Origin of the sequence: Levilactobacillus tongjiangensis (genome assembly GCF_003946345.1) — a bacterium.
GTDB lineage: Bacteria > Bacillota > Bacilli > Lactobacillales > Lactobacillaceae > Levilactobacillus > Levilactobacillus tongjiangensis.
Genome location: NZ_RHNY01000016.1, coordinates 39697 through 52656, shown reverse-complemented (window position 1 = coordinate 52656; position 12960 = coordinate 39697). Strand labels below are relative to the sequence as shown.

At 49.4% G+C, this 12960-nt stretch carries 9 protein-coding genes; all 9 read right to left on the bottom strand.

The annotated features are described in order from the left end of the window. Positions 1-87: 87 nt before the first annotated feature. A complete protein-coding gene (gene rbfA / locus EKM75_RS09960) occupies positions 88-438 on the bottom strand; it encodes a 30S ribosome-binding factor RbfA (RefSeq protein ID WP_125681111.1) in 351 nt (116 codons plus the stop codon). Positions 439-457: 19 nt separating this feature from the next. Beyond that, a complete protein-coding gene (infB, locus tag EKM75_RS09955; protein ID WP_125694219.1) occupies positions 458-2911 on the bottom strand; it encodes a translation initiation factor IF-2 in 2454 nt (817 codons plus the stop codon). Between the two features lie 47 nt (positions 2912-2958). Continuing rightward, complete coding sequence (locus tag EKM75_RS09950; protein ID WP_125681107.1) at positions 2959-3261, bottom strand: L7Ae/L30e/S12e/Gadd45 family ribosomal protein; 303 nt, start codon at positions 3259-3261, stop codon at positions 2959-2961. Next, complete coding sequence (gene rnpM, locus EKM75_RS09945) at positions 3254-3550, bottom strand: RNase P modulator RnpM (protein WP_125681105.1); 297 nt, start codon at positions 3548-3550, stop codon at positions 3254-3256. The genes EKM75_RS09950 and rnpM overlap by 8 nt, the downstream gene beginning before the upstream one ends. Positions 3551-3577: 27 nt before the next feature. Beyond that, positions 3578-4807 (bottom strand): transcription termination factor NusA, encoded by a 1230-nt coding sequence (nusA, locus tag EKM75_RS09940; RefSeq protein WP_125694217.1) that lies wholly within the window; start codon positions 4805-4807, stop codon positions 3578-3580. 22 nt (positions 4808-4829) lie between these two features. Further along, positions 4830-5303, bottom strand: a complete 474-nt coding sequence (gene rimP, locus EKM75_RS09935; RefSeq protein WP_125681101.1) for a ribosome maturation factor RimP — start codon at positions 5301-5303, stop codon at positions 4830-4832. Between the two features lie 126 nt (positions 5304-5429). Then, on the bottom strand, positions 5430-5705 hold the full coding sequence (locus EKM75_RS09930; RefSeq protein WP_125694215.1) for a hypothetical protein: 276 nt from the start codon (positions 5703-5705) through the stop codon (positions 5430-5432). A gap of 1109 nt (positions 5706-6814) precedes the next feature. Continuing rightward, on the bottom strand, positions 6815-11146 hold the full coding sequence (locus tag EKM75_RS09925) for a PolC-type DNA polymerase III (protein WP_125694213.1): 4332 nt from the start codon (positions 11144-11146) through the stop codon (positions 6815-6817). Positions 11147-11250: 104 nt separating this feature from the next. Further along, the gene (locus EKM75_RS09920; RefSeq protein WP_125694211.1) at positions 11251-12960 is read right to left on the bottom strand and encodes a proline--tRNA ligase; all 1710 of its coding nucleotides are present in this window, start codon (positions 12958-12960) and stop codon (positions 11251-11253) included.

Below are 12960 nucleotides of genomic sequence, written 5' to 3'. Positions count from 1 at the left end.
GAGTGTGGGCAATTGACACAATAGCCGAGCAACCAAAAAGGCGCCGATCAGCTGAGATCAACGCCTTTTCTGGTGAAACTGCACCGTTTAGTCCTTGTGGTGGAGTTCGCTTAACAGTTCATCGATATGACTACCGTAACGAACAGACGAATCCTGCTCGAAATTCAGTTCAGGCGTCTTGTAGATGCTTAAACGAGAACCTAATTCTGAACGAATCAGGCCAGTAGCCTTGTTTAACCCCTGCTGCGTTTTTTCTGCAGATGAGGCCTTATCAGACAAAATGCTGTAGTAAATCGTTGCCTGTTGCAAGTCACCAGTGACTTCCACGCCGGTAACGGTGACACCCTCGACCCGAGGATCGCGAACACGCTTTAGTAGAATATCCGTAACTTCCCGTTGGATTTCTTGTTCCAACCGGCCAACTCGATATTGTGCCATTTACGTTTGCCTCCGATTTTTATTTAACGGGAACTTCCTTCATCACGTAGGCTTCGATAACGTCGTCTACCTTGATGTCGTTGTAGTTCTCGATAGTTAATCCTAGTTCATAGCCCATCTTAACTTGCTTGACGTCGTCCTTGAAGCGCTTCAAGCTACCAAGCTTTCCTTCGTAGATGACCACGCCGTCCCGAATCAAACGAACGTCGGCGTCAGCCGTCACGTAACCTTCAGTAACCATCCCACCGACGATGGTGCCGACCTTAGAAGCGTGGAAAATGTTCTTAACTTCAATTTGGCCGGTAACTTCTTCTTCGTAGGTAGGTTCCAGCATCCCCTTCATCGCCGTTTCGATTTCATCGATAGCGTTGTAGATGACGTTGTGCAGGCGAATGTCGACCTTGTCGCTGTCGGCTTGAGCCCGTGCTTGCGGTGTTGGACGAACGTTGAACCCAATGATGATGGCGTCAGAGGCTTCTGCCAATGTGACATCACTTTCATTGATGGCCCCAACGGCAGAGTGAATGATGTTGACCCGCACGCCAGAAACGTCGATCTTCTTCAAACTACCTGCTAAAGCTTCAACGGAACCTTGAACGTCAGCCTTAATGATGACGTCAACTTCCTTCATTTCGCCTTCCTTAAGGGAATCAAAGAGATTGTCCAAGGTCACGTGGTTGGTATTGCCCCGCTCCTTGACTAAGGCTTCCTTAGCCCGTTCTTCACCAGCAGCCCGTGCCGTCTTTTCATCGTCAAAGACCACGAAACGGTCCCCGGCTTCTGGCACATCGTTCAACCCAGTGATTTCCACTGGCGTCGATGGGCCGGCATCCTTGATCCGCCGACCACGTTCGTTAACCATCGTCCGGACACGCCCAAAGGTGTTCCCTACAACGATAGGATCCCCAACGTGTAAGGTCCCTTGTTGAACCAGCAATGTGGCAACGGAACCTTGACCTTGATCCAACCGAGCTTCGATAACGTTCCCAGCACCATTTTGGTCTGGGTTGGCCTTCAATTCAAGCACTTCGGCTTGTAAGAGGATCATATCGAGCAATTCGTCGATGTTCTTCCCAAACTTCGCTGAGATTTCAACAAAGATGGTGTCGCCACCCCAGTCTTCAGGGATCAATTCGTATTCCGTTAATTGTTCCATGACGTGGTTCGGGTTAGCACCCGGCTTATCGATCTTGTTGACCGCCACGATGATTGGGGTTCCGGCAGCCTTCGCATGGTGAATGGCTTCGATGGTTTGTGGCATCACACCATCATCAGCGGCAACTACCAGCACAGTCAGGTCGGTGATTTCAGCACCACGTGCACGCATTTCAGTAAAGGCAGCATGTCCTGGCGTATCCAAGAACGTGATCAGCTTGTCGTTGTAGTGAACTTGGTAGGCACCAATGGCCTGCGTGATCCCACCAGCTTCGCCTTCAGTGATGTGAGAATGACGTAAGTGGTCCAACAGCGTCGTCTTACCATGGTCAACGTGACCCATGATCGTGACAACTGGTGCCCGGGATTCTAAGTGATCAGTGTTAGCCATTTCAGCGTCAAAGGCCTTATCGATATCAGAAACATCGACTTGAACCTTTTCTTCCGCCTTGATGCCGTAGTCGTCAGCCAAAATTTCAATCGTATCCTTATCCAGGGATTGGTTTTGGTTGACCATCACACCCAGCATGAAGAGTTTCTTCACGATTTCAGCTGATGAACGGTGTAAGATCTTTGCCAGATCTTGGGCGTTCATGCCATCAGTATAGAGTAAGGTTTCTGGTAAAGCCTTGTTTTTACGTTCTGGTGCGCCCTTGTGTTGGTTCGTGTCTTTGATCCGTTGGTTCTTCTTGTAACGGTTATTATTATTGTTATTACGGCGACGGTTATTGCGGTTGTTCCGGTTATTCCGGCCCCCGCGACTGTTGGTACTGTTGCTACTCCGCCGGCCATTGCTATTATTTGTATTATTATTCAAACTTCCACCAAATCTGCCGGTGCCGGAATTATGTTGTTCAGAATGATTACTTCCGGCCTGGCCATTATTTTTATTATTGTTACGATGATTTTGGTTCCCAGTTCCCTGACTTTGGTTCCGGTTCCCAGTACTGTGGTTCTGCTGGTTACCGTTACCTTTGTTTTGGCTCTGGTTCCCATTGGTGTGGCTATTCTGCCGATTAGTTGACGCCTGTGACCCATGATTACTCTGATGAGTCGTGGCGTTACCCTTCGTGTGACCACCCTGGTTTGCAGGGCGCGCTGCCTCGGTCTTGACCGGTTGCTTAGCCTGTGGCTTGGCAGCTGGCTTAGACCCCGCAGCCTTTGGTTGAAAGGCTGCCCGCAGTTGACGTTCTTCGTTATCGCCGAGCGTTGACATGTGGTTTTTCACCGGAAAGCCTTTTTCTTCGGCTTTCGCGATGATCTGTTTACTGGAGACGTTAATTTCTTTTGCGAGTTCATAGATTCGCTTCTTCCCCATATCTTCACACTCCTTAATTTTCGGCCGATCACGAGAACGTCAGGTGGCTACTGAAGTAGTTGTTGCATTTTCCGGACGAATCCCGGATCGGTGATTGCTATGACCGTGCGCGCGGACCCAATGGCCGTGCTCAACTGGTCTTTGGTAAATGATTCATTCAACGGGACGTTATAGCTCGTTGTCTTGTCACGAAATTGCTTCTGACTGCTCTTACCAGTATCACTAGCCAATAAGACCAACTTGGCAGAAGAATCCCGCACAGCGGCTAAAACGAAGGATTCGCCGGTAACCAATTTACCTGCTCGCCGGACCAATCCTAATAATTGTAAAGCTTGCTCGGCATTAGTCATTGTTAAATAATTCCCGCCGTGCTTGCTGATGATCAACGTAAGCGATTAAATCGTCGTAAAACTGATCATCGATCTTAACACCAAAAGTATGGTCGAAAGTCCGTTCCTTCTTGGCCCGCTTGGCAATGTCTACGTCCAAAGAGATGTAGGCACCACGGCCGGATTGTTTCCCGGTAGGATCAACACTAACTTCTTGATCCTGGTTGCGAACGACCCGGACCAGTTGCTTCTTTGGTGCCATTTCCCCGGTCACAATGTCCTTGCGCATGGGGATCTTCCGTTGTTTCATGGGTCTTAACCCTCCTTCAGATGTAAACTATTCTGCAGACTGATCATCATCAGTGGCTTCGCTAGTTGGCTCTGCCACTGCTGGTGCATCATCTTCAGCTGGTGTAACGTCGTCAGTCGTGGCTTCGCTAGGCGCTACGTCATCAGGCGTTGCGCTTACCTCTTCGCCAGCATCTTCCGTGGTAGCGTCATCAGTAGGTGCCTGATCAGCTTCCATTATAGCAGATGCTTCTGATTCTGATTTAATATCAATCTTATATCCAGTCAACTTAGCGGCTAAACGGGCATTTTGTCCCCGCTTACCAATGGCTAAGGATAATTGATAATCAGGTACGACGACTTCACAAGCGCGTTCGTTGTTGGGGTCAAAAATGACATCCAAAACTTCAGCTGGGTTCAACGCGTTAGCGATAAACTTCGCTTCGTCATCCGTCCATTCCACGATATCCATGTTTTCACCACCGAGTTCGTTAACGATGGTTTGGACCCGTTGCCCACGAGGACCAACACTGGTTCCCACGGGATCAATGTCAGGGTTGTTCGAGCGAACAGCGACCTTGGCCCGGTCACCGGCTTCACGTGCGATGGCCATGATTTCAACCGTCCCGTCGTAAATTTCAGGAACTTCTTGTTCAAACAAACGCTTTAACAAATCAGCGTGCGTCCGACTAACGAAGACTTGGGGACCCTTGGTGGCGTTTTCGACCCGCGTCACGTAAACTTTGATTCGGTCATGAATCCGGTACGTTTCGTTAGGCATTTGATCCTGACGACCCATCACGGCTTCAACCTTACCCAAGCTCACATAAACGAACCGGGAATCTTGACGTTCAACTTCACCAGTTACGATTTCATTTTCGTATTGGCTGTATTGATCGTAGATGATTGTCCGTTCGGCTTCACGAACCCGTTGCAAGATAACTTGCTTAGCAGTCTGTGCAGCAATCCGGCCGAAGTTCTTAGGCGTAACTTCAAACTTGATGTCATCGCCTAATTCGTAACCCTTGTTGATGGTCAGTGCTTCATCTAAACTAACTTCCAACCGAGAATCGTAGACTTGATCAACAACCTTCTTAACGGCGAAGACGTGGATGTCACCCTTACGTGGGTCAAAATTGACCTCCACGTTTTGGGCTTGATCGTAGTTCCGCTTGTAAGCAGAAACTAACGCGGCTTCCAGAGCGTCAATAACGATTTGCTTATCGATACCCTTTTCCGTTTCCAGGACGTCTAACGCCCCCAATAATTCTTTACTCATGTTTTGCTTCGCTCCTTATTCGTTAGAACTTGATGGCTAAACGGGCCTGGGCAATGTTATCACGAGGAATCGTCAGGGTTTTGATTCGGCCCTTCAGGTTAACCTTAAGATCCATGCTTTCATCCGTCAACGTCAACAGTGTTCCTTCATAGACCTTGCTCTGCCCAATCTTTTGGTAGAGGGAGACGTGAATGTAATCACCCACGGCCTTTTCAAAGTCTTCTGGTTTCTTCAGTGGTCGTTCGGCACCTGGTGAGGATACCTCCAGAAAGTAGGCCTGAGGAATTGGATCTGGATCAAGGCTGTCCATCTTTTCGGACACCTCGTCACTGACCATTGCACATTCCTCGATGTTGATACCACCGGGCTTATCAATGTAGAGCCGCAGGTACCAACTCTTACCTTCCTTAACAAATTCAACGTCAACTAGCTCAAACTGATGCTGCGCCACGATTGGCTGGGCTAAGGCCGTCACGGTCTCGACGACAGTACTCAAAGAATTCCGCCTCCTACATTTTTCCATTAAAAAGAGTGAGCATTGACTGCTCACTCATTTAAAAACGAGTTTAACTACAAACACAACTTTACTACAGTTTCCCCGTGATTGCAACTGTTCCACCACTTACGCCTCGCAAGTGAGCAGGAGCAAAACGAAGCCGACAATTGTAATAAATTCAAATACCAAGAAATTCAGTCGCGTCGAGTTCATTGCCCTTAGACTAAACGTCTTAATGAGGGTCAAGATGAAGGCCACCACAAAGTAGGCGATCACCATGGCTAAAAAGGTTGCTTCACCAACATTGGCCAAAAGTCCGAACAAAATGTAACCTAAACCAATCAAACAATAACCTGCCAGAAAAATCCACCCATCTGGTAATCTTACGAAACGTCGTAACATGGTGAACACCCGCTTTCGTTAGAGTTTATTAATGGTCTTTTCATTCCTCACTCATAGTATATCACGAATTGCCGGTTTTGTAAGCGTTTACAAGGTGATTTTATCACGGTTTGTTTAATTAAATTCAAACCGCTTACGGCCGCCTCCGGCTGCCAGGAATGACGACCACTGTGGGGACCAGGGAAAGCCATAGTGCGGTCTTTCCCCTCGGCTTGAAGCCCCGGAAAATCGCCGGGGCTCCAAGACCGTCCCACGCTGTAACCTGGAAACCCACCAGCTAACACCGTCGACACAGTGGCCGTCATCCCTGGCCTCCTGCGGCTACGTTAGTTGATCCATTCCTCACTGGGGTTAACTGTCGTAACAAATTAGTCGTCAGATTGCTTGTAACGTTGATCGTCCACTTCAATGTAACATATGTGCTAAAGGCCGAAAACACTGAAACACCCGCTGTGCCTGATGCAACAAGGATTGGATATTGGGGTTTCGTCATACATAGTGGAAAATTGCCACCTTGCCGTTCACCAAATTTGGACTGGAACGCGATGGGAAGGCCGAGACAAGCCAACATCAGACGGTCTTGCCCCTCGCGTGAATCCGCAAAACACGTCTTCAGGTCACCATTTTCAAGAAAGTCACTTAAAAATTCCACGGATTAGTCCAAATTTGACTCACCCTCGGCTACCTTGTTGAGCGCCAGTAATATTGCGTAAGTACTGTTGTCCAGGCATTTAAGCTAGCTTAGTTTCCAAGAACCTGTTTACCCGGAGAAAGTCAGAGGTGGAGCTTGCTGTGTCGACGGTGTTAGCCGATTTTTGGCTTACAGCGTGGGACGCGTTTGGAGACTGGTGATTTTTCCAGGCTTCAAACCGAGCCGGAGGACCGCTTTTCAGGCCGGAGGCGTTCCCCACAGCAGGCGGAATCTCTGACAGCCGCAGGTGGCTGGGTGAAACTAATTTTAAGCCTATAACGCCTTATTATTCTTGGCCTAAAAACATCAAAAAAAGTCCGGCTCAGCAACTTGCTAAGTCGAACCTTTCTGTGGCATCTGTGACAAAACCACAAACGTCTTTTCCTTCTTAAAACGTTATCACGGTGGCTCTCACCCACTACATCATATCGTCAAATAGACTCAATTGGTTTTCATCTGGTAAGCCATTCAGCACACCATTTTCCGTCATGAAGTCAATGATGGTCTTGGAGACCTTGCCTCGCTTGGCTAGGTCTTCCTTTGAGATAAACGCACGGTCATTTCGCGCAGCCACGATTTGCTTGGCAACGTTCAGACCTAACCCTGGAGCTGCTTGGAATGGTGCAATCAACGTGTCACCGTCAATGATCCAATCGGCCGCATCAGACTTCTCTAGGTCGATCATCTTAAACTTGTAGCCTCGTTCCAACATTTCATTGGCCAGTTCTAGAACCGTCAACAGGTTCTTGTCCTTAGTCGACGCATCCATCCCCTGGTCAGTGATGGCCTTCATCGCTGCCTTAACCGCCGTTTTCCCCTGAGACATGGAAACGACGTCGAAGTCATCCGCTCGCACGGAGAAGTAAGCCGCGTAGTAGATGATTGGGAAGTAAACCTTGAAGTAGGCGACTCGCAATGCCATTAACACGTAAGCAGCGGCATGGGCCCGGGGGAACATGTACTTGATCTTCAAGCAAGAATCAATGTACCAGTCCGGACAGTCCGTCGCCTTCATCTTTTCCTGCCATTCATCTGGAATTCCTCGGCCCTTCCGTACGTGTTCCATCACTTGGAACGACGTTTCGGAATCGAGACCAAAGTTGATCAAGTCGGTCATGATGTTATCCCGACAACCAATCACGTTAGCGATGGTGGCCGTGCCGTTTTTAATTAACTCTTCGGCATTCCCCAACCACACGTCAGTCCCGTGAGACAGACCCGAAATTTGGAGCAATTGCGAGTAGTTCTTAGGATGGGTTTCTTCAAGCATCCCCCGCACAAACCGTGTCCCAAATTCTGGCACACCCAGTGTCCCAGTCTTGGACTGAATCTGTTCTGGTGTCACACCCAATGAATCCGTCCCGGAGAACAACGCCATGACACCCGGATCATCCATTGGAATGGTCTGAGGATCGACCCCGGACAAATCTTGCAGTGTCCGAATCATCGTGGGATCATCGTGTCCCAGAATATCAATCTTTAAAATGTTGTCATGAATCGAATGGAAATCAAAGTGGGTCGTTTGCCAAGCGGCATTTTGATCATCCGCTGGATACTGGATCGGCGTAAAGTCGTAAATATCCATGTAGTCCGGCACAACAATGATCCCCGCGGGATGTTGTCCGGTCGTCCGTTTGACCCCAGTCGCCCCTTTGGCTAACCGATCAATTTCAGCGCCCCGGAACGTCTGCTCCGTATCACGCTCGTAAGCTTTTACGTACCCGTAAGCCGTCTTATCCGCCACGGTACCGATCGTTCCGGCCCGGTACACGTTCTTCTCACCGAACAACACCTTAGTATAGTTATGGGCGATTGGTTGATAGTCCCCAGAGAAGTTCAAATCAATATCGGGGACCTTGTTCCCTTTGAATCCCAAGAAAGTTTCGAAAGGAATGTTATGACCGTCGCCAATCATGAGCGTCCCACAGTTCGGACAATTCTTTTCCGGTAAATCGTACCCAGAGCTGTATTCCCCCTTGGTATAGAAGTGAGAATACTGACACTTGGGACAACGGTAGTGTGGTGGCAAGGGGTTCACTTCAGTGATTCCCGTAAACGTTGCGACCACACTAGATCCAACGGACCCCCGGGACCCAACCAAGTAACCATCCTTGTTGGACTTGGCTACCAGTCGTTGAGCAATCAGGTAGATCACGGAGAACCCGTTCCCAATAATCGACTTCAATTCCCGGTCAACTCGATGTTGTACCAGTTCGGGCAACGGATCCCCATACCACGCGTGGGCGGTATCCATGGTCCGTTGCCGGATTTCATCCTCGGCACCTTCCATCCGTGGCGTGTAGAGCTTATCCTTCAACGGATGAACGTCATCCACGTCATTAGCAATCTGCTGGGTGTTAGTGACCACGATTTGCTTGGCCGTTTCTTCACCTAAGTAGGCAAAGTCCTTCAGCATTTCATCCGTCGTCATGAAGTGCGCATCTGGCAATTCCTGCCGGTTGAGCGGGTTGGCGCCCCCCTGGGAGTGAATCAGGATTTTTCGGTAAATGTAATCCTCTGGATTCAGGTAGTGAACATCCCCGGTGGCAACCACCGGCTTGTTCAGGTCGTGTCCCAGTTTGACCATGTTCCCCACGATTTCCTCCAGGTTTGCCTCGTCGGCTATCAATCCAGAATCAATCAACGGTTGGTAAGCCGCCTTGGGTTGAACTTCTAAATAGTCGTAGTACTTCGCCTTTGCAGCGGCCTCGACTTGACCCTTTTGCATCATGGCCGTAAAGACTTCACCCGATGAACAAGCAGAGCCAACGATGATACCATCGCGGTAGTGGTCGAGCACACTACGAGGCACCCGGGGTACCCGGTAGTAGTAATCTACGTTAGACGCTGAGACTAGCTTGAACATGTTCTTCAAGCCATCCTGCGTCTTCGCAATCAGAATCGCATGACTCGGCCGCGCGTGCTTATACGCATCGTTATCGGTCATGTGATCATTCAACTGATCGTGGTACTGAATATTGTAACGTTCTTCCGCATCCTTTAGGAACAAGTAGTTCAAGTGGCCGGTCGATTCCGCATCGTAGACGGCCCGGTGATGGTGCTCCAAACTGACGTGGAACCGCTTAGCTAGTGTGTTCAACCGGTAACTTTTCAAGGTTGGGTACAGGAAACGGGCCAGCGTCAACGTATCAATGATGGGGTTGGGAATTTCTGGAATCCCGTGACGCTTATACCCGGTGTTCATGAACCCCACGTCAAACGTGACGTTATGGCCAACGATGATTGCGTCGCCACAGAACTCGCGGAAGAGTTTGAAGACCTCTTCTTCAGACTTCGACCCAGCCACCATATCATCCGTGATACTGGTCAAGTTGGTCGTCTGTTCAGACAGCGGGAAGCCGGGATCAATGAATTCCTCAAATTGGTCAACCACGTTTTTGTGTTGCATCTTGACGGCTGACAATTCAATAACTTTGTCATAGATGGCGGATAGTCCCGTCGTTTCCACGTCAAAGACCACGTACGTTGCGCCGTCTAATGGCTCGTGAGCGCTGTTGTAGCCAATCGGTACCCCATCGTCCACTAGGTTAGCTTCAACCCCGTAGAGCATCTTAACACCGGCCTTAGCCCCTGCGTTAAATGCCGCCGGGAACCCTTGAAGGTCAGCGTGGTCCGTAATAGCTAGCGCAGGCATCCCCCATTTTTTTGCCTGACTGACGTAATCGCCAATCGGATTGGTGGCGTCCATCTGACTCATAGTTGTGTGCAGGTGGAGTTCCACCCGCTTCTCGCCTTCTGGTGCGGTGTCCTGACGCGTGGCGTGCTTAACTTGGTTAATGTCATACGCTGTCAAAACCAGGTCCCGAACGTAGCTGTCTTCTTGGACGCTCCCGCGAACCTTGACCCAGCTACCCTCTTCGATACCCGCAAATTGAGCTTCGTCTTCAGCACCCTTCGAGAATTTCTTGACGGAAATGGAGGACGTGTAATCGGTAATCTTGATCGTCAACAACTGACGACCGGACCGCAGTTTCCGGACTTCCTTGTCAAAGATGTACCCCTCGACAATGACGGACCGTTCCTCTTGGGTAATATCCACCATCCGTAGCGTTGGCTGATCGCCCTTGATTTGACGACCAATCTGGGTGGGCCCACTGGCAGCTGGGACATCCTCCTGCCGCTTCTGGTTAGCTTTCTCAATGGCAACAGCCGCCTGTTGAGCCAACTGGGCGTCCGTCTTCTCCTGACGAGCTTTAAACTCATCGATCTTAGCCTGCGACCGGGATTCATCCACCATCACGTGAATGTTGAACTTAGGAAAGCCAGCATCCACATAGCTGTCCTCAATCGGTCCCAAGGCCTGATTAGTCAAGAAGTCTTTAACCACTTCATTCTGGGCGTACAACAAAACCCGACCATCACTATCCAGCTCTGGCACTTGAGACTGACACAGCTCTTGAACCAGGTTGCCCGTCAGGCCACTATTTTTAACGATCCACTGCCAGTAATCCCCCAATAAACGGCTCGTTAACTCGGGTTCAGCCACTTCAATGGTGGCCTCAACCGTGGCGATTTCTCTGAAAGCCACCTGCAGGTGATTGTGGAAATCAACAAAAGCGGTAAATGGCAAAATAGTGGGCATCTTCAAGAAAAAATGCCAACGGCGAGACTGTTCATGTACCGTCAAACGGTCAATGGTCGCCGTTTGATAGTATGGCTGATCGGCCATTTCTGTGAGATCTAGTTGTTGTAATAATTTTTCAAATAAAGCATGGCGATCTTCGTCCACGAGGAAACTCCTTTCGTCTCATTAAACGATGGCCGGCTAACCGGACACCATCGCGTGTGTCGTTAGAAAAAGACCAGCCGTGAATGCTGGTCTTTACGGTAAACTTAGTCAATATCTTTGAAAAGAATCTCAACGGTACTGGCAACTTCGTCTTTAATGACTTCGACCGTTTCACCGGTCTTACGAATCTTAATTTCAACGATACCTTCGCCGGCCTTCTTACCGATGGTAATGCGGACAGGAATCCCCATTAAATCGGAATCAGCGAACTTAACACCTGGCCGTTCTTTCCGGTCATCAGTCAAGACCCGGTACCCTTTGGCCGTTAACTGCGTTTCCAATTCTTCAGTCAGACTGGCTTGGTCTTCCTTCTTCAGGTTGACTGGAACCAGGTGAATGTCGAATGGCGCAATGTTACGAGGCCAAACCAGCCCATTCTCATCGGCTTGTTGTTCAGCAACAGCGGAGAGCAAACGACTCACACCGATTCCGTAACAGCCCATGATGACTGGCTTCTGGCGGCCACCTTCGTCAAGAACCGTTGCGCCTAAGGAATCAGAGTAACGCGTCCCCAACTTGAAGATGTGCCCGATTTCAATTCCCTTAGTAAACTTCAGGACACCGGACCCATCTGGCGACAAGTCACCCGGCTGCACGTCACGGAAATCACCGTAGGCATCGACCCGGAAGTCCCGGTCGACGTTGGCGTTGATGTAATGATGTTCGTCTTCATCAGCACCAACAACGATGTTGACCATATCACCCACGTATTGGTCGGCTAAAATCTTCACGTCTTCGCTAACACCAACGGGGCCCAAGGAACCAAAGTTGGCGCCCAAAAACTGTTGGGCCTGTTCTGGCGTTGCTGGGTCTAAGAAATCAGCGTCCAAGAAGTTCTTGAGCTTAGTTTCATTGACCTGGTGATCGCCCCGAACCAGTACCATGACTGGTTGTTCATCGGCTACGTACAACATACTTTTAACCAATGTTGATGGTTTAACGTCCAAGAATTCGGCAACTTCATCAATCGTGTGGGCACCCGGTGTTTCGATTTTTTTCAAATCGCCCAATGGTGCATGAGACTTCTTACTGATGAAGAGGCTCTTGGCCATTTCCAAGTTAGCCGCATAGTCCGAGGAATCGGAGTAGACAATGGTGTCTTCCCCAATTGGGGCAATGGCGGAGAATTCCTTGGAATCTGATCCACCCATGGCACCACCATCACCCACGATACCACGGTAGTTTAAACCGATCCGATCGAAAATGTTTTGGTAGGCTTGTTCCATTTGACTGTAAATTCGATCCAAGTCTTCGTTGTTGATTGAGAAGGAGTAGGCATCCTTCATGATGAATTCGCGGCCACGGAGTAACCCGTAACGAGGACGATCTTCATCCCGGTACTTCGGTTGAATCTGGTACATCACTAGGGGCAGCTTCTTGTATGACTTAATTGAGTCACGAACCAACATCGTGAAGGTTTCTTCATGCGTTGGTGCGAGGATAAAGTCGCTGTCGTGTCGGTTCTTAAACTTGAATAAGTTGTCACCGTAAGTGTCGTAACGACCGGATTCCTTCCAGAGTGAAGCTGGTAAAACGGCGGGCATCAACATTTCAACGGCCCCAACCTTTTCCATTTCCTCACGGATGATCGTTTCAATATTCGTCAACACGCGGTAAGCGAGTGGCAAGTAAGCGTACATTCCGGCCGTAACCTGACGAACGTACCCAGCCCGCAGCATCATTTGATGGCTGAGAGCTTCTGCATCATTGGGCACTTCTTTCAGTGTCGGAATGAGTAGTTGTGATTGTTTCAT